Source organism: Microcoleus sp. Z1_B2, from assembly GCF_036700325.1.
In the GTDB taxonomy this organism is placed as follows: domain Bacteria; phylum Cyanobacteriota; class Cyanobacteriia; order Cyanobacteriales; family Microcoleaceae; genus Microcoleus.
On the sequence record NZ_JAUBOQ010000009.1, the window covers coordinates 133,650 to 154,937 of the forward strand.

At 44.3% G+C, this 21,288-nt stretch carries 20 protein-coding genes and 1 tRNA gene; 5 read left to right on the forward strand and 16 right to left on the reverse strand.

Annotated elements, in window-relative coordinates; translation table 11 throughout:
- Positions 1–112: 112 nt before the first annotated feature.
- Positions 113–763, reverse strand: a complete 651-nt coding sequence (locus QT984_RS07400; protein ID WP_333056415.1) for a hypothetical protein — start codon at positions 761–763, stop codon at positions 113–115.
- A 96-nt stretch (positions 764–859) separates the two neighbouring features.
- On the opposite strand from QT984_RS07400, the gene QT984_RS07405 reads away from it, so the two are divergent.
- A complete protein-coding gene (locus tag QT984_RS07405) occupies positions 860–2,029 on the forward strand; it encodes an IscS subfamily cysteine desulfurase (protein WP_333056416.1) in 1,170 nt (389 codons plus the stop codon).
- Positions 2,030–2,197: 168 nt separating this feature from the next.
- Here the strand turns inward: QT984_RS07405 and QT984_RS07410 are convergent, their stop codons facing one another.
- Positions 2,198–3,202 (reverse strand): glycosyltransferase family 2 protein, encoded by a 1,005-nt coding sequence (locus tag QT984_RS07410; RefSeq protein WP_333056417.1) that lies wholly within the window; start codon positions 3,200–3,202, stop codon positions 2,198–2,200.
- A gap of 59 nt (positions 3,203–3,261) precedes the next feature.
- Positions 3,262–3,999, reverse strand: a complete 738-nt coding sequence (locus QT984_RS07415; protein WP_333233685.1) for a C40 family peptidase — start codon at positions 3,997–3,999, stop codon at positions 3,262–3,264.
- Between the two features lie 105 nt (positions 4,000–4,104).
- On the opposite strand from QT984_RS07415, the gene QT984_RS07420 reads away from it, so the two are divergent.
- On the forward strand, positions 4,105–5,043 hold the full coding sequence (locus QT984_RS07420; protein ID WP_333261373.1) for a serine hydrolase: 939 nt from the start codon (positions 4,105–4,107) through the stop codon (positions 5,041–5,043).
- Between the two features lie 154 nt (positions 5,044–5,197).
- On the opposite strand, the gene QT984_RS07425 is transcribed toward QT984_RS07420, so the two are convergent.
- The 6 genes from QT984_RS07425 to alr all read right to left on the reverse strand — a co-directional run bounded on the left by QT984_RS07425 (position 5,198) and on the right by alr (position 9,945).
- Positions 5,198–5,286: transfer RNA gene (locus QT984_RS07425), tRNA-Ser, on the reverse strand.
- Between the two features lie 97 nt (positions 5,287–5,383).
- Positions 5,384–6,523: a patatin-like phospholipase family protein gene (locus QT984_RS07430; protein ID WP_333056420.1), complete on the reverse strand. Its 1,140-nt coding sequence runs from the start codon at positions 6,521–6,523 to the stop codon at positions 5,384–5,386.
- A gap of 59 nt (positions 6,524–6,582) precedes the next feature.
- Positions 6,583–7,224: an IS630 family transposase gene (locus QT984_RS07435; RefSeq protein WP_333058682.1), complete on the reverse strand. Its 642-nt coding sequence runs from the start codon at positions 7,222–7,224 to the stop codon at positions 6,583–6,585.
- The gene (locus tag QT984_RS07440) at positions 7,137–7,529 is read right to left on the reverse strand and encodes a transposase (RefSeq protein ID WP_333373678.1); all 393 of its coding nucleotides are present in this window, start codon (positions 7,527–7,529) and stop codon (positions 7,137–7,139) included. Before QT984_RS07440 ends, QT984_RS07435 begins: the two co-directional genes overlap by 88 nt.
- Before the next feature lie 70 nt (positions 7,530–7,599).
- Positions 7,600–8,448, reverse strand: a complete 849-nt coding sequence (locus QT984_RS07445) for a mechanosensitive ion channel family protein (protein ID WP_333373681.1) — start codon at positions 8,446–8,448, stop codon at positions 7,600–7,602.
- Positions 8,449–8,742: 294 nt separating this feature from the next.
- Positions 8,743–9,945, reverse strand: coding sequence for an alanine racemase (gene alr / locus QT984_RS07450; protein WP_333262154.1), 1,203 nt, complete (start codon positions 9,943–9,945; stop codon positions 8,743–8,745).
- A 253-nt stretch (positions 9,946–10,198) separates the two neighbouring features.
- On the opposite strand from alr, the gene QT984_RS07455 reads away from it, so the two are divergent.
- The gene (locus tag QT984_RS07455) at positions 10,199–11,872 is read left to right on the forward strand and encodes a peptidoglycan-binding protein (protein ID WP_333373685.1); all 1,674 of its coding nucleotides are present in this window, start codon (positions 10,199–10,201) and stop codon (positions 11,870–11,872) included.
- A 149-nt stretch (positions 11,873–12,021) separates the two neighbouring features.
- Here the strand turns inward: QT984_RS07455 and QT984_RS07460 are convergent, their stop codons facing one another.
- The 5 genes from QT984_RS07460 to QT984_RS07480 all read right to left on the reverse strand — a co-directional run bounded on the left by QT984_RS07460 (position 12,022) and on the right by QT984_RS07480 (position 17,765).
- Entirely contained in the window at positions 12,022–13,395 is a 1,374-nt protein-coding gene (locus QT984_RS07460) for a hypothetical protein (RefSeq protein ID WP_333207801.1), read from the reverse strand.
- 52 nt (positions 13,396–13,447) lie between these two features.
- Positions 13,448–14,155, reverse strand: coding sequence for an alpha-ketoglutarate-dependent dioxygenase AlkB (locus QT984_RS07465; protein WP_333233773.1), 708 nt, complete (start codon positions 14,153–14,155; stop codon positions 13,448–13,450).
- 230 nt (positions 14,156–14,385) lie between these two features.
- The gene (locus QT984_RS07470) at positions 14,386–15,420 is read right to left on the reverse strand and encodes an S-layer homology domain-containing protein (protein ID WP_333058155.1); all 1,035 of its coding nucleotides are present in this window, start codon (positions 15,418–15,420) and stop codon (positions 14,386–14,388) included.
- A gap of 77 nt (positions 15,421–15,497) precedes the next feature.
- On the reverse strand, positions 15,498–16,910 hold the full coding sequence (locus QT984_RS07475; RefSeq protein WP_333058154.1) for a DUF3370 domain-containing protein: 1,413 nt from the start codon (positions 16,908–16,910) through the stop codon (positions 15,498–15,500).
- A 12-nt stretch (positions 16,911–16,922) separates the two neighbouring features.
- A complete protein-coding gene (locus QT984_RS07480) occupies positions 16,923–17,765 on the reverse strand; it encodes a Uma2 family endonuclease (protein ID WP_333058153.1) in 843 nt (280 codons plus the stop codon).
- Positions 17,766–17,881: 116 nt separating this feature from the next.
- Here QT984_RS07480 and QT984_RS07485 point away from each other — a divergent pair, with 116 nt between their 5' ends.
- On the forward strand, positions 17,882–18,469 hold the full coding sequence (locus QT984_RS07485) for a competence protein CoiA family protein (RefSeq protein ID WP_333058152.1): 588 nt from the start codon (positions 17,882–17,884) through the stop codon (positions 18,467–18,469).
- Positions 18,444–19,145 carry a hypothetical protein gene (locus QT984_RS07490; RefSeq protein WP_333058151.1) on the forward strand — a complete coding sequence of 234 codons (702 nt, stop codon included), beginning with the start codon at positions 18,444–18,446 and terminating at the stop codon, positions 19,143–19,145. Before QT984_RS07485 ends, QT984_RS07490 begins: the two co-directional genes overlap by 26 nt.
- A gap of 196 nt (positions 19,146–19,341) precedes the next feature.
- Here the strand turns inward: QT984_RS07490 and QT984_RS07495 are convergent, their stop codons facing one another.
- Positions 19,342–20,223: a hypothetical protein gene (locus tag QT984_RS07495; protein ID WP_333058161.1), complete on the reverse strand. Its 882-nt coding sequence runs from the start codon at positions 20,221–20,223 to the stop codon at positions 19,342–19,344.
- Between the two features lie 126 nt (positions 20,224–20,349).
- Positions 20,350–20,955: a DUF1517 domain-containing protein gene (locus QT984_RS07500; RefSeq protein WP_333058150.1), complete on the reverse strand. Its 606-nt coding sequence runs from the start codon at positions 20,953–20,955 to the stop codon at positions 20,350–20,352.
- Positions 20,956–21,288 lie beyond the last annotated feature (333 nt).

Consider the following 21,288-nt stretch of genomic DNA (forward strand, 5'->3'; position numbering starts at 1 on the left):
CTTTGAGTTCGAGTGGAACAGGCATCCTGCCTGTTGCGGTTCAGTAAGCTGTATATTGCTAATGGGTAAGAGGCGCCCTCCGCCGTGTACGCTACTAACTTCTGCCATTTTTTTAATTAGCAGCCTTTCGATCTTGCAACTTTTTCATTTCTGCTTGAACCCCCACGGCTATCTGCAAAGCTTCGTTTAGCAATCGCCCTTGTTCTGTGGCTCGATCGCTAATTTGCAGGGAATTCAAACTTTTCAAATTATTGGTAAACAATTCGGAGTTAGTAGCGACAAATTTTTTGTTTTCCCTGAGAATTCTTTCGGTTTTCAAAGCTCGAACTAAATCCTCTCTGATTAGCTGCAAGGCTGCAATAACTTTTGCTCGATCGCCGATTTTGACTGCCGCATTGCCGGCATCTTCTATCCTATCGTTAATTTCTATCGCTTCGATTATACCATTATAGCGATCGACATCATCAAAAAGATTAATTAAATGTTTGTTTTGGCGGCTGCACTGAATTTTCCACGCATCATCAAGGATTAAACCGACGATCGCAGCGAAGTGGAGGGCGAACCACAACAAATAAGCTCTAGGAAATATCGCAACTAGCAGCCAACAACTGATTAGAACCAAAACTATTAAACCGGCTGTTTTCAAAGCTTCGCGGGCAAACTTAGTCGCTGTCGGCGGGCGGTATACGCGATCGGGCCCCGCGCCGGTGAGGTGCTTGAGTTCACCAACAGTAATTTCTAATCCCTGAATGTCAGCTCGCATAAATCTTCACAAATATTTCTTAATTATAAAGTTTTGTAGTAGAACAAGGGGCTCGTCTACAATAAACCTAACACTTTTTTCAACCAAAACTGCACTATGTCCGCACGTCCTATATACCTCGACAACCACGCCACAACCCCCGTAGACCAACGGGTACTTGAGGCGATGCTGCCGTATTTTACCGAACAGTTCGGCAACGCAGCCAGCATCAGCCACGTCTACGGCTGGGAAGCAGAAGCAGCGGTTAAACAGTCACGACAAATTTTAGCAGAAGCGATCAATGCTTCCCCCGAAGAAATTGTTTTTACCAGCGGTGCAACCGAAGCAAATAACTTAGCGATCAAAGGTATCGCCGAAGCTTATTTCAGCAAAGGAAAGCACATTATCACAGTAAAAACCGAACATAATGCTATTCTCGACCCCTGTACCTATTTGCAAAAATTGGGGTTTGACATTACTGTTTTACCAGTGAAAAGCGACGGGCTGATTGATATAGGCGATTTGATCAAAGCGATTCGGGCAGAGACAATTTTGGTTTCAGTGATGACGGCAAATAATGAGATTGGCGTCATTCAGCCGATCGCAGAAATTGCTGCAATTTGTCGGGGAAATGACATTCTTTTTCACACAGATGCGGCACAGGCGATCGGCAAAATTCCCCTGGATGTAGAGGAGATGAATATCGATCTAATGTCCTTGACAGCCCACAAAATCTACGGGCCAAAAGGCATCGGTGCTCTCTACGTGCGTCGCAACAAACCGAGAGTGCAGCTAGCGCCGCAAATGCACGGAGGAGGTCATGAACGGGGAATGCGATCGGGAACTCTCTACCCACCGCAAATAGTTGGGTTTGCCAAAGCAGTAGAATTGGCAATTGCGGAAATGCCATCGGAAACAGAACGAGTGGTTAATTTGCGGCAGCGTTTGTGGGAAAATTTGAGTGAATTAGGCGATGTTGTTCTCAACGGTCACGCTACGAAGAGATTGCCGGGGAATCTCAATATTAGTGTAGGTGGCGTTGACGGTCAAGCGTTGATGTTGGGTTTGCAATCGGCGGCTGCGGTTTCTTCGGGCTCTGCTTGCACTTCGGCGAAAATATCGCCATCTCATGTTTTAGCAGCGATCGGGCGATCGGACAAATTAGCTTATGCTTCAATTCGGTTTGGTATTGGCCGGTTCAATACCGAAGCAGAAATAGATGCAGTTTCCCAACACGCGATCGCAACTATTCAATCTCTCCGACAAGCTCAAAAAGTGATGAGTTAGAAAGTATTGGTGTCAACTTAAGCCTAAAACCCACTATCTCTCTCATTTTTATCAAAGTCTCGATCCCCCTAAATTCCCCTTAATAAGTGCGACTATGAAGATACTCTTGTCCCCCCCTTTATTAAGGGGGGCTAGGGGGGATCGGAAAGATGAAAAAAAGTCATTTAGTTACTTAGAACCAAATACCTCGCGCACCCGATAAATCGGTTTTCCCTGCGACTCGTGATAAGTCCGCATCATCACTTCCGCCAGCAAACCAAAACAAAATAACTGCACGCCAGTTAACAGCAAAACCACAGCCAAAATCAGCAAAGGACGATTGCCAATACTTTGACCGAGGCCAAATTTCACGAAAGTCAAATATATTCCTAAAACCGTTCCCAACGTCATAGAACCCAATCCCAAAAGTCCAAAAACGTGCATTGGTCGAGTCAGGAACTTTTTCATAAAAGAAATAGTTAACAAATCCATCAACACCCGAAAAGTTCGCCAAATTCCGTACTTACTTTGACCGAAACGGCGGGCGTGGTGTCGCACCGGCAGTTCTGCAATTCTCGCCCCTTCAATAAACGCCAACGCTGGCAAAAAGCGGTGCAATTCCCCGTAGAGATTCAAGTCTGCTACCAACTCGGATTTATAAGCTTTCAAAGAACAGCCGTAGTCGTGCAAAGTTACGCCTGTAACGCGACCAATTAACCAGTTAGCAATTTTAGAAGGAATCAACCGGCTAATAGTATTGTCTTGCCTATTTTTGCGCCAGCCACTGACTAAATCGTAGCCTTCATCTAACTTTTCCAACAATAGCGGAATATCAGCCGGGTCATTTTGCAAATCGCCGTCTAGGGTAACAATAGCACGACCGCGAGCGCGATCGAAACCTGCCGACATGGCAGCAGTTTGCCCGTAATTGCGGCGCAAAATTACAGCACAAAGGTCATCGCGAGTGCTGGCTAACTGCTGGAGAAGTGCACCCGAACCGTCCTTAGAACCGTCATCTACACAAATAATTTGATAGCTGAGTCCAGATGGTTGGATAGAAGAGGCGATCGCCTCAATCAAATGAGGCAAACTTTCCACCTCATTATACACCGGCACCACCACTGAAACGTCGAGAACAACCTCCGCGCCAGCCTGCTGTGCAGCCAATTTTTCCAAAAATAATGCAGCGTCCATTTTTTTATTCGATAATATTAACAGTCAACCGTCAACCGTCAACAGTCAACCGTCAACAACTAACTAGGTTGATAACTTGCCACAACTTTACCATATCCCCGCAATTGCTGGTAATAAGCTTGACTGACTCGATCGCCATCCTCCGACAAAACATCGATACCGATACCATTGCGACCTTGTGCTTGTCCCGAACTGTGAATGTAGCGATTATCTCCGAGATATAATCCTACATGAGTTGCTTTTTCTGGCGTACCAAAAAATACTAAATCCCCCGGTTCTAAAGCACTGATACTAATCGGTTTAGTAAAAGCTTCCTGCTGATAAGCATCCCTCGGCAACCAGATGCCCGCAGCCACAAAAGCAGCTTGCATCAAGCCGGAACAATCATAATTTGGCCCGACTGTACCGCCCCAAAGATAATAATTGGATTGGTGCATAGCCTCGCGAGCGAAAGTAATTACAATTGGTAATTTTTCCTTGATTTCTGCCTCAGAAACCACCAGAGGATGATACACTGTTTCTGCCACATCGAGCAACTCGACATCTCGAAGATCCAGCCATCCCGGATAATCATCTTCGCACAGTCGCACCATCACAGCCGTTGTATCCCCCTCAACAACCGAGTCTATGGCATTTCTCCCCCCCTTGATAAGGGGGGGCTGGGGGGGGTCAACAACTCGCAAATGCCGCCCCAGCGCTGCTTGAGTTGCCAATCGATCGCACTTTGGGGAATCGTAAATATTTATGTGCGATCGGGCCCGGTACTCCACAACATCAGATAATTGATAATTGGCCATTGCTAATTGCTCATTGTTTGCTGTTAATTGTTCGCATTTATTGTTCGCATTTAACGATAGATTGCCATTAGTTAGCCGTTAACCGTTAACCGTCAGCCATTAACCATGACATTTTTTCACAAAGACGAACAATTAGAAACCCTCGGCAGTAGCATTATAGACGCAGCCAAAGCAGAATTTACAGGATTAAGCGGCGATCGTACAGCCATTACCTGGATAGTCTACGATCCCCCGGTGCGAGTCAATACAGGCGGCGCCCTGAGTCCAGAAGAATTTTGGAAGTATCAACCGCGAGGTTTTAGCGCCAGAGGTTCCGAACGAATTTATCCAGCCAGCATCGTCAAATTATTCTACCTCGTTGCCATCTGGGAATGGGCGCAAAAAGGCATGATTCAAACATCGCCAGAATTAGAACGCGCCGTCCGAGATATGATAGTTGATTCCAGCAACGACGCCACAAGTTTAGTAGTAGACGCCCTCACCGGCACCACCAGTGGCCCAGAATTATCACCAGGCCCCTTTGAAAGTTGGAAACAGCAGCGAAACATCGTCAACCGTTACTTTCAATCATTGGATTGGCCGGAATTACAAAATATTAACGTCAATCAGAAAACCTGGTGTGACGGCCCCTATGGTCGCGAGCGAGCTTGTCTAGGAGAATTAATGGAACATAGAAATATGCTGACCACAAATGCAGCGGCGCGTTTGCTGCACAGTATAATCGGCGGCGTAGCTGTTTCTGCCCAAGCATCGCAAGAAATGATGGGTTTAATGAAACGCAGTTTAGACCCAGCAGAATTAGAGGCAGATCCTGAAAATCAAGTAACGGGTTTTTTAGGTGGCGGATTGCCAGAATCAGCAAAATTGTGGTCAAAAGCCGGACTGACAAGTCAAGTTCGTCACGATGCTGCTTATATTGAAATAGAGGGCTTACGGCCGTATTTGTTGGTTGTATTTACCGAGGGGAAAGAGAATAGCAAGAATGAAGAAATTTTGCCATTTATCTCGCGGCAAGTTGTCGAAGCGATGAAAGTGCTTAATTAGATTTAGTAGTTGATTATTGCGGCTAGACTAGACTTGAACTGCAAAAATAATTGGGACGGGCTAGAAGCCCATCCCACAAAATTTTCTTGTGGGATGGGCTTCTAGCCCGTCCAAAAATTTGATTAAAAGGAACTTTTTCCTAGAAGCTCTAAAACGGAGAGGGAGGGATTTGAACCCTCGAAGGATGTTAACACCCTTAACAGATTAGCAATCTGCCGCTTTCGACCACTCAGCCACCTCTCCAAGATGACAGTAACTAACTATAGCACACACATCTTATTCTTGCCAACCCCTAATTTAAAAATTCCTCAATCCCTTACTCTGTATACTTTTCGCGACCTCAACCTCCAGCCTCTTCCCCAAAGCCCCTAGCCTTCAAGTGTTTTTCCCAACTAAAATTGGAACTCAAAAAGAACCTCTTAGTATACAAATACCCCAAGCGGTACAGGTGAGCCTTGCGATCGCCATCGAGATTAAAGTCCGTCGTCGTCACCCCAGCGTCAGTCACATCAATATTAATCACCCTGCCCTTATCCATTTCTCGCTGGTGATAGCGGTCTCTTGCTTTCATCATCGTTCGGAACATCGCCGCCAGCATCGACAGCGGAGTATCAATCTTAACTTTAGTCTCAATTCCGGTATCGACTAATCGAAACCCAAAGGTAAACCAGCGCGGCATAGCAGGAGTCGCACCGACGGATTGTTTGTCATAAATCCACAGGGGGAAATTGCTCAAAATTCCGCCATCTACAATTAAGTCATCGCCGAGTTTTCCCGGTTCAAAAAATAGCGGAATACTCATCGACAACCGAACGGCTTCAGCAACGCTAAAATCTTCAGCCCTTTTGAGTCGCAACTGCTCGTACAAAGGATCGGAATCGGTAGATTCGCGTCGGTGTAAGTCGTCGGGCAGCACCAACATTTCACCGCGACTGAGGTTGGATACTACTACTTTTAATTCCCGCTCTTTTACGATTTGTTTGACATCGGCAAAAGTGTGCAATTTACCTCGACCGAGCATTGCTTCCAGCCACTGCCGGAACGGTTGCGCCGAATATTCTCCCATCTGACGGCTAACTGTTAAGAAAAGTAGAGTCCAAGCAGGAGATTGCAAGTCGTCGGCGGGGTCGCCGTTTAAAATTAGAGGACTGTTTTTTTGAGTTAAAAATATGCTGTAATCGAGCTGTCCTAAAATTTCCTCTAAATCATCTATTGACAAGTCGGTTGCCAATACTGCGGCAGTAATTGCACCTGCCGAAGTGCCGGCCAATTTTCGCCACTGGATGCCCAAATCGCTACAGCACCTGAGTGCTCCTAAAAACGCAACTCCGCGCACGCCGCCGCCTTCAAAAACGCCGTCGGCATAGATTTGACCGTTGTCGTCGGGAGGCGGAAATTTGCTAAGAATTGTTTGTTTTTCGGTTGCGGTGATTCTGACACCGGGTTCTTGCAAAATTTGCTGCGGATACCACTTGCTCATGGGAAATACCTCGGATAAATGTTGGGTTTTAGATTTTAGATTTACAGCGGTTCCCGCTGTTATGAGGTACAGTAGCAGCAATTAGCAAACCAATTTCTTAAATGTTTAGGGTTCATTAACTTGAGGGCAACTGCAATAATTTTATCAATCATTGATGTGGTAGTTGGAGCGAAACTTCGTAAAAAAGATTTGAGTTGTGACCACCAAAGTTCAATGGGGTTAAAATCTGGAGAATACGGAGATAAGCAAATTACACTCGCACCTACAGATTCAATCATTGGCACAATTGATGCTAATTTATGGGCGGGTAAATTATCCATAACTACTACTGCTCCTTTCCATAATTCAGGACATAAAAATTTCTCAATAAATACGGCAAATGCTGCTCCGTCCATTGAATCATTCATTGTCATTAATGCTAGCACTTTATTAATAGTAATTGCGCCAATAGCTGTGACCTTTGCCCCTCGATAAAATGGTTTGATATCAGCAACTCTTGTTCCAGGCATAGAACGAGAATGAGTTCTGGCTAAACCCAATAGAATACCTGTTTCATCTAAAAATACTAGGTTTTCAGGCTCGATATCCTTGATTCTCTCCCAATACTCTACTCTCAATTTTTGGACTCTTTCTGTCCTAGCTTGGCTACTATACCATGTTTTTTTTTGCGATTTAGCTCTAATTTTTGTAAGCAGCGACACATTGCTGCCCGACTCACCCAATTTCCAGTCTTTTCTGCAAATAATTCACAGAACTCAACCAACGTGGCATCGGGATGCTCTGCCACCAGTGCTCTGACTTCTACATCTGAAGAAGTCAGATGGCTGAATTGCGGTTTTCCTCTTTGTTTGGGTTGTAAATTTCCCTCAGTTTGTTGTTGCTTAACCAGTTTTTGAACTAGACTTTTAGTGACACCAAATTGGGTGGCTACTTTCCTGATTGACATTTTGCCTACTAAATGTGCTGTCACTATTTTTTCTCTAAGATCGAGTGAATATGCTTTCATTAGCTTTGATTACATAATGATATTTCATTATTATTGATTGTACCTCATAACAGCGAAAACCGCTGTATATCTATTGTTCTTGATTTTTGTCGGCATCCATTGCCTCTTTGACGTATTGTTGAACTTGCGATCGCACTTGTTCGTAGGCCACCGACGCGCACCAAGGTCGGAGAGATAAAATAGTTGTATCGGGAGTAATCTCGACCACCAAACAAGTCGGGGGCGGATTCTCCAACACCAGCGGGTGAGAGTGGGCAATTTCTAATAACTCAGCTACAGTTGGACGAATTGGCCGATCGCCAATATCAATCTTCAAGTCTACTCGCCTCGTTCCCATTGCCGTTGTATTTTTCAGTGTACCGTTAAACAACTGATTGTTCGGGACAATAATTTTTATGCGATCGTCTGTCACCACGGTGGTTGAAAAAATCCCGATGCTGTCCACCACTCCCTTAACATCGCCAGCTTCAATCCCATCCCCGACTTCAAAGGGCCGCAAACTAATCAACATTACCCCAGCAGCAAAGTGGGACAAAGTATTTTGCCACGCCAAACCAATGGCCAAACCCGCCGCACCCACCACCGCAACCACACTGGTAGTTTGAATTCCCAACTGACTCAAAGCAGCGACTACTCCCACTACCAAAATCGTAATTTCAGCAGCTTGAACTAAGAATTTCCGCAGTGTGGCTTCGGTGCGACTCAGTGCTCGGCGAGTCACGCGGCCCGCAAAGCCGATCGCAAATCGCGTAATTAACAAAATGCCGATCGCCCACAGCAGTTGAGGTACAATTTTAAACCCCAATTCTACGAATTTTTTCGAGAATTCTTGGGCTACTTCCAAGGCTTGTGTTCTTTCTGCATTTAGCTGAGAATAGAAGGTTTGAGCTATGGGTAAAAACGTCTGAATAACTGTCATATCAATTGGGAATTGGGAAGTAGAAATTGAGAATTGCAGTCTCAGTCTTCTGCATAAGTCGGAGAGTCCGACAGGGGTTTAAAACCCCTGTCTCATAGCGGAAGTCCTCTAGAAGAGGACTAAAGTCGATAATTTTATCCTTCAAACTCTTGAGTCGGTTTCAACCGACTTTTGCTATGAGGCAGGGGTTTAAACCCCTGCCGGACTGTCGATAATTTTATCCTTCAAACTCTTGAGTCGGTTTCAACCGACTTTGGCTATGAGGCACGGGTTTAAACCCCTGCCGGACTATTCTTAATAGTGTACTGCTACGCGGGGCAATCGGTGTTTAAAACCGCAGAGAATTTCCCACGAAATAGTTCCTAAAGTCGCGGCCCAATCGTCAGCACTAATGTGATATTCCCCATCTTTGCCCAAAATAGTCACCACTTCACCGACTTCTAAATCGGGAATATCAGTTACATCCAGCATTAATTGATCCATCGTCACCGCGCCCACTTGCCGCACGAACTGACCCCTGACTAAAACCTGCATTTTATTAGAAAGATTGCGGGGAATACCATCTGCATAGCCGATACCAATTACGGCAATCTGTGTCTGCCGCTGAGCTATAAATTGATAGCCGTAACTGACGCCGGTTCCTGCTTCAATTGTTTTTACCTGCGTTACCCTAGCTTTTACCTGCATTGCGGGCTTCAAATTGGATCTCGACTGCAAGTGAGGAGCTGGATAAAGACCGTAGGTAGCTAAACCGACCCGCACTAAATCGTAGTGCAAATCCGGGTCAGCGAGGGCGGCAGCAGAGTTTGCCAAGTGGAGGCGAGGGGGGTTAATTCCTGCTATTTTAATTTGCTCGATCGCCTGTTGAAACCGCTGGTGCTGCTCTCTCATAACTGTGGGGTCGGGACTGTCTGCAGTCGCCAAGTGAGAGTAAATACTGGCTAATTTTAAATTGGGCAACCGCTTGACTAATTGCACAAATTCTGTTGCTTCTTGCCAGGACGTACCCAAGCGAGACATTCCCGTATCTAACTTAGCGTGAACTGGCAAAGATTGGTTAATGCCTGCGAGAACTTCCGAAAAAATTAAGGCTTGTTTGGCAGTACAAATAGTGGGCTGCAAGTGCCAATGGGCGATCGCCTTTACCTGTGGGGCTGTATGGGTTGCCCCCAACAACAAAATCGGCGCTTCTATCCCAGCTTCTCGCAATTCTATTCCTTCGGGAATTGTCGCCACTCCCAGCCAACTAGCACCTGCTTGCAATGCTGTTTGACTGACTGCAACAGCACCATGCCCGTAGGCATCCGCTTTCACAACTGCCATCAGTTGTGTGTGAGGAGATAAGAGCTTTTTAAGCTGTTTTACATTGTGAGTTAAAGCTGCTAAATCGATTTCTACCCAAGCCCGCTGGCATAGTCCCCCGTAACCGTCCCCCAGCAACGTCTGGCGGGATTCTTTTGTCGTTGATTCTGCGGTTGTTTGTTCCCCACTCCACATTGTCGATCGCTCCTACTTGCTTACACCATTAAAAACTGCTCTCAAAACTGCTAGGATATTTTACCCTAAGTTTGATTATAAGATTTTTCCTTTAATCAATGTTATACAAGTTTGAAAAAAGAATGCAACGGTCGGCAAGCTGCAAACCCATATTCCATAAGTCATTCCCCATCTAAAATCTAAAATCTAAAATCTAAAATCTAAAATGGTATTAACTGGTGTATCATAGCACCAAAAATACCCGGTAAAAACTATGGACGGACTAGCCTACCTACATTTAGCTAAAACTTGGGAAACGGCTACAAATCAGGCTTTCAAGGGCGGGCAAGATGCCCAACCCCTACTCCCCACAAACAACAACTTAAACTCTTGTGGAACAGGCATCTTGCCTGTTCATGAAAATGGTACAAGATGTCTGCTTCAAAGAACTAACTCAAAAATGCACCTAAAGTTAGCCTCTGCTCCTTTACTTTTCTTTACGATCGCTCTCACAATTTTAAATTTAGTCAATCCCGCACTCGCCATCAAAAAAGGTGATTCAGGCCCCCAAGTAGCCCAACTTCAGAAAACTCTACAAAACGCAGGCTATTTTCGCGGTAAGGCTACAGGATTTTACGGTGCTCTCACCCAGGCTGCTGTGAAAAAGTTTCAAGCAGAGAACAACCTGAAAGTTGACGGAATTGTCGGCCCTAAAACCTTGTCAGCGCTGAAAGGTAAGCCGGAAGAGGGGAGTATTGAAGCTGCGGAAAAAATCGCGCCAAATGTCGATAAATCTTCGCCATCTCCTAGCGCCACAGAAAACACAAACGAACTCGAAACTCAAACTAAAACTCAGTCCCAAGAACCCTCCTTGCCACCATTTAAAACAGAAACTTCCGAAGATATAAAAAGTGAATCACCAACCACAAGGCTAGTAAATCCTCCCGACAACACTCAAGGAAAAATGACCTTGAAAAAAACAATTTACGGCAACATCTCGCCCAAATCAATAGTTTATTCGGGAGATGGCTTGTTTTTTGCTCAAAACATGATGTACCGTCACACAATCACAGTTTACGACAGGAACTTTAATTTAGTCAAAACTATTCCCGATACAGTAAACTTGTCGAATTTCGGCTTTTCTAAATTCAAAGGCAATTATAAAGGATCTCCCGTAGAAGCAGCTTTTTCAACCGATGGCAAATATGCCTACGTCTCCAACTACAAAATGTACGGTTCGGGGTTTAGCAATCCGGGAACCGACAGGTGCTCTCCAGCCGCAAAACACGACCAAAGTTTTCTGTACCGCATCAATACCAAAACGTTAAAAATAGAAAAGGTAATTCCTGTAGGTGCAGTGCCGAAATTCAATGCTGTTTCGCCTGACAATCGCTTCGCCCTCGCTAGCAATTGGTGCAGTTGGGATTTGAGCATAGTTGATATCAATAAAAACATCGAAATCGAGCGGGTAAAACTGGGTGCCTATCCTCGCGGTATTGTTGTTACTCCCGACTCAAAAAATGCCTATGTTGCCATCATGGGTTCTTCCAATATTGCGAAAGTCAATCTCATAGACTTTTCGGTAGAATGGCTGATAAATATTGGCAATGCGCCGCGTCATTTGACGATCGATCCCAACGGAAAGTATCTTTATGCCACTTTAAATGGTGAAGGAAATGTGGCCAAAATTGACCTACAAACTGGTAAAGTGGTGGACAAAGTTTCGACAGGAAGAGCACCTCGCAGCATGACAATTTCCGATCAGGGAAAACTGCTTTATGTGGTGAACTATTTCTCGAATACTGTTAGCAAAGTTAGGACTAGCGATATGAAAGTGCTGCAAACAGTGAAGGTTAATTCAAGCCCAATCGGCATTACCTACGATCCAGAAACTAATCAGGTTTGGGTAGCTTGCTATTCAGGCAGTATTATGGTGTTTCAAGATTAATTTAACTTGTTTCTATGTTCACTCAAGCGTGGACTAAGAAAGAAGGACTAAAGTCCTTACTACAAACTGGTTCGGAGTGAGAACTTTAGTCCTCAAAATTAAGGCGGTAGCAAACGTAATGATGCCTTTGCAACCGAATTTCATATCAATTACAAAGCTTTTAGATTAATTTTGTGCAAACTTATAAAAAGACAATCGATATCTTTACTACGAGGTACTAACTTATCTTTTCCAGTTAAGAGATGTTGTGTGATTAGTGGTGGAATGGGAAAGCAAGCTTTAATTTTAGTATCTTTAGCTTCAGGGCAATAAATTTCAAAATCATCTCGATTACTTACTTGTTCTTTCAATCGATCGATTATGGTGGTGTTTTGGTTATAGTTACATAAATCAATAATTATTATTACACCACCTACAGGTATTTCATTAAGCAAAAAATTGAGATTTGTTTGAACTGTAGATATATTATAAATTTCATTTAGACAATTTTGAAAAATGAACATTTGGCTTTTTTGAATTGTTGTTTTGATTGAGTAAAGAGAATTAGATTCGCATAAATCTAGGTAATTACTATTTAGCTTTAAATCTCCGGACCAGTATTCCGGTATCACAAATTTTTCGGTAATATTTCTGCTTAAAGTCCATTCCTCAGAAGCAATATCATATACATTAACAGTTAATCTTTTAATGTTTTGATACTTATCTGATAAGTATTTACTTAAGCCTACGATTTCTGGACATGGCCCTGCACCAAATAAGCATACTTCTAGCGTTTCGTTTGTTAGATTTTTCAATAAATTTTGAGCGTGTATCATTTCTAATATTTGAAAATTCATGTACGCATAATGGGGATAATAACGCATCAAATAAACTGCTTGAATTGACGGCTCCGAATAATTTACTTTAACCTGATTCGATCTATAAGAATACCACAATGCTTCTGCGGGTTTTTGTAATGATTGTAAATAGTTTTCAAAGGTTCCCTGGTGGTTTTTGTGATAAAAGTATGTCGAATTTTCTAATCCATCTAAAATGCAATTGTACAATATTGTCTTTGTTGTCTTTTTGATTGGTTTTGCTACTTCAGTTTTAACAGGAATTTTAGGTTTAATTTTTATGTCTTGATTTTTATGCTTAGCAATTACATTGTGCAGACTTTTTCGCTGTAGATTGAGAGATTTAACTTCTTCTTTAAGCCGCTCGACTTCAATCGCAATTGAGTTGTATTCTGCTTCAATCGTGGCTTTTGATTTAGTGTTGCTATCAATTGCCTGTACAAGTTTTATTCTTTTATTTTTCAGGCTTAAAATCTGATTTTCAATGCTTTTTAAATTTTCGGCATGGCTGCGGATATTTTCAAGTTCTCGGTCAGATTTTTTGCTTAAAACGAAGGCACTACTAAGGGTGCTAATTGTCGCTATACCACCTATGACAGCACTTTTATGAAGATTTTTTTCTACTGCTATACCCAAACAAAAAGCAATACTAAAGCTTAAGGTTCCTAATAAAAGTAGATTTTTCATAACTCAATTAACCCTGATTTGATAGCAGCGCTGAAATTTTATTTTCTTTATTTTAAACGGGTTTGATGATTCTAAAAGTTAGATTTATTCTTGGTTCCACAAATTTAGAAGTTTTAGGAATTTGATGTTGCCAGCAATGCTGGGTTTCACCTTTCATCAACAGCAAACTACCATTGAGCAAATTTATATCAATTTTGTAGTCTTTTGAAATTTTATGCTTTAAGGAAAATCGGCGAGTTGCCCCAAAGCTAATTGAGGCTATAATCGGATTTTTTCCTAATTCTGGCTCGTCATCGCTATGCCAGGAAACGCTATCTTTACCATCACGATATAGATTGAGAAGCACGCTATTAAAAGTAACTTTTGATATCTCTTCAGCTTTTGATTTAATTAATTTGAGTGTGGGAGTCCAAGGATCGGGATGCTGTTCGATGCCGGAATATGTATATGATTTGCCTTCATCTCCATACCAACCTGTAAGTCTGGGTAAAGGTATCTTTTTTCCATAAAAATGAATAATATCCTGTTTCCAGTTAATACTAGAATATAAATCTGAAAAAAGACGATCGCTTTCTTCGATGCTAAAAAAATTGGGATAGAAGAGCACTTCTCCATCAGTATCAATAACTACTGTTTCTTGAATATCGCTGCTATCGAGCTGATTATCCCCAAGTCTTATCTGATGATACATAATAATTGCCTCAAATCGAATCAATGAGTGTGGAATGATGATTTGACATGATTCCTGTGATTTTAACATCGATCTCAACTGCCCGCAAACCCAAGAAACCGGGTTTTTGGCTGATTCTGTCAGCTATGAGGAAGTATTGTCGCAAAAAACCCGGTTTCTGACGGCTCGCAAGCCCAAGAAACCGGGTTTTTGGCTGATTCTGTCAGCTATGAGGAAGTATTGTCGCAAAAAACCCGGTTTCTGACTACCCGCAAGCCCAAGTCAGACTCATAGAAAAAAGAAGGGCTTCATTCCTCTAATTAAAGCCGCACAACATACTCAGAAGCCTTTGCAGGTACTTGGCCTTTTTTTGCCATAGCTTGGTAAATCATGGCTGCTACTTCAGCGCGAGTTGCTGTTCTATTAGGCTGCAAAAGTGCGCGCTTCGGGTGGTTGACAACAATGCCAGCTTCTGTGGCTGATGCTACTTTGTTAACTGCCCATTTCGGCACTTTTTTCCTGTCTGTATAAACTTGTAAAGTTTTGGTTGTTTTTGTTGATGGTTTCAGGCTCAAACCGCTGGCTAAAGCTGCGATGACTTCGACACGGGGAATATTTTTGTCGGGACGGAACTCATTGTTTGGGTATCCTTTAAGATATCCAGTTGTGACGGTGTGGTCGATCGCCGGAGCTACAGGACTTTTGTCTTTTACGTCTTTAAAATCAATCGGTTTTCGGATCGGCTTTTTGTCGTCGGACATTCGCTGAATTAAGCGCGCTAGTTCGGCTCGCGTCATCGGTTCGTCGGGACGAAATTTGCTGTCGGTGAAATCAGTAAAGATTTTGCGATCGACTAAAGCGACAATGAACGGACGCGCCCAATATTTGTCGGGAACATCGGATAATATAACAGGCCCAACTTTGGGTTTATCGGCTTTGGGTTTATCGGCTTTGGGTTTATCGGCTTTCGGTTTGGTAATTGCTGGATCGGGAGTCGATCGCGCAATTGGCTTCGGAGGAACAACGATTACACCCACCGGAGGAGTTGCCGGTAAAATCGGCCCTAAAGGTGCCACAGGTGCGACATCTGGTTTTGACGGAAGGGGGGTTGTCGCGGGCGATCGCAAATCCGAACTTGGCGATTCTGGCGTTAATATTCCCGGAGTCGCGGGAGTAACAGCAGGCTGAGAGAAAACGGCTGGAAATTGCCAATTTCTGGCATTCAATCGATCGGGATTTTTACCTGTTACCCAAAATAAAATTGCTCCCATCGTGCCGAAGGCAACCAAGATAGCAATCAATTCATCCAATCCTAGAGGATTTCTTTCCCCTGACGGGGGTTGTGAAGAAGACATATTGTCACCTACATACTAATGTAGAAATTAAATCACATATTTTTTGGGTCTGGGGGAAACAGAGAAGGCTAAATCAACTATTCCAAAGTTCTCACTGTCAATACTTGCGGCGGCGTGGAATCGGGAGGATAAATAAAATCAACTTTTACTGATCGCGTTTCTGTCGCAGCTAACCTCAACTTTACCATCGGTTCCACAACTTGACCGAAACGGTGCCACAAATGCACGTAGCGAGTTACATCGTAACCTCCATCATCTCGGTAGCGCAGCCGCACAGTACCTCGAAAATAGGGAAAATCTAGGGGAGGTTGGCGAAATCGCAATCCATTTTTTGAGAGTCGATCTTCTTTTAAAGGCGTTTCCAAACTCACCGCTACCGTTTGCGGTTTTTGGGCAGTGTTATGCAGCGGCACAATCAGATTGTAGTGTACGCCGTAATTGCCGTGGGCTTCGTAAGCGGTGTCGGGATAGCGCGCCAGCATTTTTCCGGCTTGCACTTGTTGGGTTCCCAAAGTGCCCCCGCGCAAGGTAGAGATCCCATAGGATATCGCTTTTCCAGTCTGGGGAATTGCCAGATTTTTAGCATCGCGATCGACTAATTCCGCTTCCCATCCCGAACCTTGCTGCACCCCTGCTACGCGGCCGTAAATCAGGCTTCCCGAAGTCGCGTCGGGGGGAGTCGGGGTTTTGTCGCGGGGGCCTGCCAAACCGCCATTATTCAGCAATTGCTGCCATTCTTCCAGAGTTGGCGCGCGCTCGCCCCCATCAGCATTTTGAGGTGCATACATTGCCAAAGTAGCGGCATAAACCTTGCCGCTACTTTTGAGCTGCACAAAGGTAGAACGACCATTTATCGGCTTTTCCAGACCCCGCACGGGAATAGGGCGATTCATCAACAATGCGGTTTCTCCCGGTGCAATCAGCAGTTTTTCGGGAAAATCCGGCTGCCGCATTCCCCGCAAAACGTTATCGACAGCGCGAATCCCAGGGCCGGAATATACTTCGCCGTTGGGAGTCTCACTTAGTGCTGGTTTTTGTTTGAACGGTGCGTCTGGTTCCATCAGGTAACTGGCTGCCTGTAACACTTCCACCGTCACGGGTTCGGAGCTGGGATTGTAGAGCAAAGCGCCGATATACAAAGTTCTCAAATTCAGCGGAGTGTGAGAAAAGTGGTGAGCAAACAGGTTGAATTGCCCTTGAAAGGCGAAGTTAAGGTGAGCCGCGGGGACTTTTTTGCCGTCTGGGGGAAACGTGGAGAGCAAAATGCCTTCTTTTTTGACCCATTCGGGACTGTTGCTGTTGAAGAGGGGGATGCTGTCGAGTTTTCCGGGGAGCGATCGCACTTCGGCATCTAGTACAATTTCCTCTGGTGCTGGTTTTGCGGGAATAGATTGTACGGGTTTTTTGACGTACAACAATCCGCCGACTGCACAAAGGACGATCGTAGAAATGCCAGCAATTCGAGAAAAGAGATTTGGCTTCTGAATCATGAAAGTTAACTGTCAGCCCAATCTCTGTACATCTTCCACCGACAGCGACAGCGCCTGAGCCACTTGCTCTACAGTTAAACCCATTGCCAACAGTTGGGGAATAGCATCCCGTTGGGTTTGTTCTGCGCGATCGGCCCTTTGGCGTTCCTGTTCGGTATGGAGGCGTTCGAGTCTAGCTTGTTCGCTACCAGTTAACAACAAATTCCCCTGATTATCCCACCAACGCAACCATCGCTGATGCTGATTTTGATAGCTACCTTCCCACACACCTAACTCTACTCCCATCATGTCGATCGGATAATGCCCGCGATCGTTCGGTTGCAAACGGCGATAACGAGTATTCACCCAGTTATAGACTTCCAATTCGCTCGTTTTAATGATGTATATCGCATAGTAAGGAATGTGAATAATCTGCTCGTATACCCAAAACTTTCCGGGTTTCTGGTTGACACCTTCTGGTAAGCGAGATAAGGGAGTATTGTTTCGTTCTTCACAGCCATTACCACTAGCAAATTCGATCGCAATTAATGGCACAATATACTCGCGCCAAATCACGTAAGAGCGGCGAATTTCCCCATCTATTAGGGGCGGGACGTTGGGAACGTAGAACCAGTCAGGCGCTTCGGCTCCCTTTTCTGGAGGATCGGTTTCGCGCCAGTAAATGCCGCTATCTTGCCCGATCGCATATTGTCCGTCGGGGTGAAGGGTTTGCAGTGTAGTTTCCAGGGAGTCGGTGAGTAGAATACTCTGGGGATGTTCTTGGAAGTTTTTCACAAACGTGCCGTCGGAGTCAGGTAGTTGGGTGTGATCGGGAAAGGCGGGAGGTAAGGTTGTGGGGTTGAGGCTTTGGGTCATGTCAGCTATCCGATCGTGAAAGGACAGATGCTTTATTTAAGTATAGCCATTTTATATGGAAAGGCTTTAAACTGTTTAATACGCTCTCTGTCTATCGTTTAACTAGAGGTGTGACCATGCCGTTAATTGCCAAAATCGCAAGCACTAACGAACGAGTAGACATTACAAAATTGAAAAATCCTCGTGCTGAACTGCAAGCAGGTGACTTAGTATGTCAGCTTTGTGGTAGTCCGATGATTATTAAGCAAGGGATGATCAAAAAACCTCATTTTGCCCACAAAGCAGAATGCACAAGCGATTACCAAAGCCATCCAGAAAGTCCTGAACATCTTGCAGGGAAAGAGTTGATAGCAAAAACTCTCAAGACAGAACTGCCAGAGTACAGCCTTGCCGAAATAGAATATGAGTTTCCTATTCCTGAAGTAAGGCGGATTGCTGATGTTGTAGCAAAGTTTCCTAACGGGTGGATAGTCGCTCACGAGTGCCAACTAGCTTCAATAACAGTTGAAGAACTTGAAAAACGAACAGAGGATTACTTATATGCAGGAGTTGACGTTATTTGGTGGCTTGGCAAAGCTGCAAATACCAAATCCAATCTCGATTGGTCTCACTCAAAGTTTGGATTTGCCCTCGTACTCAATTACGACCAATTGTCCGCCCACGCTCAAGGAAGTCAAGATGGAGTTAAAGTGGGTTTACTCTAGGTTAAGTGAAGGTTATTGGTATGACAATCAAAAAAATGAACGCTCTGGCAAAATGCTTGATCTCTTCGATCTCTTTATGACTAACTTAGAATTAGAAAAACGGCTAAATGAAAGAAAACCTACTGCAAAAGTTATTGAGACGCTATATATTTTTCGCTGCCTTTACATTCAAAATAATGAATGGCAGAGATTTGACCTAACTATTGAGCAGTCTGGACTGGCGATTTTAGATAAGATTATCAACTCTTGTTTCGATCGTTTTGGAAGCTCTGTCAAGAAGTTTGAACTGGGTATTCAATATTATTATGAATTTGATTGTGGTTTGGCTTCTGGTAAATCTCCTTGGCTGCACTACACTACGGATTTGATGCTTAAGCGATGTTTAGAGATTTGGCCAAAAATTAAACCCGATCAAATTAAGCGAGGGTTAGCGCTGCAAAAGCGCGGTGAACCGTCCGTAAATGGTCATATTGGATCGCTCAATGCGAAGAAAGCTATAAAAAAAGAAAAAGAAGAAAAAAAAGAGGGGTATGGGGCTGATGAATATTGGGTGGTGGAAAATCCAGAAGCACTGAAACCCTGGCGTGGTGAACTTCTACCTAAAAGTGGTATCGAGGCTGCAAAAAGAAGGGCGCATGAGTGGCAGTTGAAACGTACAGGCACATCTCATAAATAATAGCGATATCTCTTACTTTGCATCCTTTGCGGTTGAAATTTTTCAAAGAGATCGTCCGATTTTATCATCAGGAATTGAGGGCAAATGATTTACAGCCCTGGCCTAAATTGCTGACGATAAATCCAGAGTGGAATCCTCGAATTAGCAATGATCGAAGGCCAGGATACATTTGGCCTGAGTTTGAAACATGATATTCTTAACGCCTTCTGCCGCCAAAAGAACGACTGCGACTCGGTTGACGAGAATTCCTGCCACTACCAAAACTCGGACTCCGCCTTTGCTGGGGGGAATTTGAGTTGGGCGATCGCCTCAAAGTGCTGCCACCGTAGCCCGAACCGGTCGATCGATTGCCATTAGGACGTACTGAGGGTCTTACTGGCTGGTTGTAGGTGGGCGATCGCAAGCGGCCGGTCGTCCTTAAAACTTGACGGTTTCTCACAGCCGGAGGCGGAGTTCGATACCGAGTTTGATATTGCTGAACAGCTTGGTTGTAAGTATTACCATACCCGCCATATCCTGTCATAATCCCCGGCTGATAGACTGGCGGCATATAATATCGCGGTCTAAATAACAAACTGCCGATCGCCTGACCGGCCACAGCTCCAGCAAACGGTGCCCAGAAGCCAGATTGCTGCCGCACTACTACGGTTTGTGGCTGACCTGTTTGAGGATTAGGAACAGTTTCGGTAACGTTGTGAACGTACTCAATTTTAAAATCTTCTGTCAAATGCAAAACCGCTTGATTGTTCTCCACATTTAGATAACTTTTCTTGCCTGCCGATATTTCTTCATTTGTTAAGCGAGCCATTTGCAAATCCCTAGTGCGGTAAACTGGGGGACTGCCGGGGGGAGTATTCAGCAACATCAAACTGTATTCGCCATCAGCATCGTTGTAGGTAACTTGCTGTACGGGATATTGGCCTTGAGCCAAGTTATTGTTTGGTGCAGGGCGCACAGTGTTAATATTCGGATTTCCCGCAGGATTTGTAGAAGTTTGTGTGCGAGGTGAACCGCAGCCGGTTGCCGTCCACAAAAAAGTTAAAGCCATTAAATAAATTGTCAGTTTTCGCAGCATCATAAATAGTAATTGGTAATTGGGCATTGGGCATCGGGCATCGCGCATTGGTAGCAAATAACCCTTCGACTCCGCTCTGGGCACCGCAAATAACTAATAACTAATAACTAATAACTAATTACTCCTTCCTTAAATGGGAATAAGTTCGGGGAAATTGACCAACACTTGGTCGTTGGTAAGTTCGTCTCCCAACTGTGCGGGAGAAAAGTGAACTTGCACAGCTCGGAGCCTTTCTTGGTAATGTAAATTAATCAGTGCTTTTAAACCGACTTTCAGCGCGCTGATGTCCGCAAGGTCAGTTTCTAGGGCCGGAACTTCGCCTTCATAGGCAACTGTCAGCATCACCACCACATTTCTAGTTACCGGCAAAGACAAGGGGGAATTTTTATCGTAAACAGATGTACTGTATTGAGGCTCGCTGAGATAGCGATCGGCTGAATCAATGAAAAGTTCATCCACATAATCGCCCGCTTCGCCTTCATTCCAAAAAACATCGCCTTCATTGGCGGCTGCTTGCCAGTAGTTGTCGTACTGCAACAGGTGATTGCAAATTTCTACAAGACCTTCTCCTAAAACTGCTATGTCGCCATCGGCATCAATTGCTTGTCTGGCGGTGCGGTTGAGAACTCCTAACAGCGGTGCAACATCTTCGCCTGTTAGGTGAACGAACACCCGGCAAACTGCCAATCGAGTTTTACCTGTAAATTGATTGAATCGATCGCGCCAAGCATTCATAACCTAATAGTTGTAATCTGTAGGGCTATATTTCCAACGATAGCAGGGGATTTGAACTCTTGCCGTCTACCCTCAGATTGATCTGAAGAGTATTTTTAGCGATCGCCTCGGCAGCGTACTGTCTCGCTTTGACTCATCTAATTTTATAGCAGTTTTCAATCGGATCAAATACAGTTCAAATACAGTAGGAAAACCGCACAGCCTTGTCCTGACGGAGAGCAGCGACTTTTAATAATTGCTATGAGATTGATGATGGTAGGTAAGGATTCAGGTCAAAAAAACTTCAGTGTCAAAAGCTGGTAAAATAAACGAATGAAAAAGCCCGCAGCCACC

Bases quoted from the DNA above. Each gene is read 5' to 3' on its own strand.
- QT984_RS07455 (WP_333373685.1), top strand. From the start codon at position 10,199: ATGGACGGACTAGCCTACCTACATTTAGCTAAAACTTGGGAAACGGCT.
- QT984_RS07490 (WP_333058151.1), top strand. From the start codon at position 18,444: ATGGAGTTAAAGTGGGTTTACTCTAGGTTAAGTGAAGGTTATTGGTAT.
- QT984_RS07445 (WP_333373681.1), bottom strand. From the start codon at position 8,448: ATGACAGTTATTCAGACGTTTTTACCCATAGCTCAAACCTTCTATTCT.
- alr (WP_333262154.1), bottom strand. From the start codon at position 9,945: ATGTGGAGTGGGGAACAAACAACCGCAGAATCAACGACAAAAGAATCC.
- QT984_RS07430 (WP_333056420.1), bottom strand. From the start codon at position 6,523: ATGAGCAAGTGGTATCCGCAGCAAATTTTGCAAGAACCCGGTGTCAGA.
- QT984_RS07420 (WP_333261373.1), top strand. From the start codon at position 4,105: ATGACATTTTTTCACAAAGACGAACAATTAGAAACCCTCGGCAGTAGC.
- QT984_RS07470 (WP_333058155.1), bottom strand. From the start codon at position 15,420: ATGTCTTCTTCACAACCCCCGTCAGGGGAAAGAAATCCTCTAGGATTG.
- QT984_RS07415 (WP_333233685.1), bottom strand. From the start codon at position 3,999: ATGGCCAATTATCAATTATCTGATGTTGTGGAGTACCGGGCCCGATCG.
- QT984_RS07410 (WP_333056417.1), bottom strand. From the start codon at position 3,202: ATGGACGCTGCATTATTTTTGGAAAAATTGGCTGCACAGCAGGCTGGC.
- QT984_RS07495 (WP_333058161.1), bottom strand. From the start codon at position 20,223: ATGATGCTGCGAAAACTGACAATTTATTTAATGGCTTTAACTTTTTTG.
- QT984_RS07460 (WP_333207801.1), bottom strand. From the start codon at position 13,395: ATGAAAAATCTACTTTTATTAGGAACCTTAAGCTTTAGTATTGCTTTT.
- QT984_RS07485 (WP_333058152.1), top strand. From the start codon at position 17,882: ATGCCGTTAATTGCCAAAATCGCAAGCACTAACGAACGAGTAGACATT.
- QT984_RS07405 (WP_333056416.1), top strand. From the start codon at position 860: ATGTCCGCACGTCCTATATACCTCGACAACCACGCCACAACCCCCGTA.
- QT984_RS07500 (WP_333058150.1), bottom strand. From the start codon at position 20,955: ATGAATGCTTGGCGCGATCGATTCAATCAATTTACAGGTAAAACTCGA.
- QT984_RS07400 (WP_333056415.1), bottom strand. From the start codon at position 763: ATGCGAGCTGACATTCAGGGATTAGAAATTACTGTTGGTGAACTCAAG.
- QT984_RS07475 (WP_333058154.1), bottom strand. From the start codon at position 16,910: ATGATTCAGAAGCCAAATCTCTTTTCTCGAATTGCTGGCATTTCTACG.
- QT984_RS07480 (WP_333058153.1), bottom strand. From the start codon at position 17,765: ATGACCCAAAGCCTCAACCCCACAACCTTACCTCCCGCCTTTCCCGAT.
- QT984_RS07465 (WP_333233773.1), bottom strand. From the start codon at position 14,155: ATGTTAAAATCACAGGAATCATGTCAAATCATCATTCCACACTCATTG.
- QT984_RS07440 (WP_333373678.1), bottom strand. From the start codon at position 7,529: ATGAAAGCATATTCACTCGATCTTAGAGAAAAAATAGTGACAGCACAT.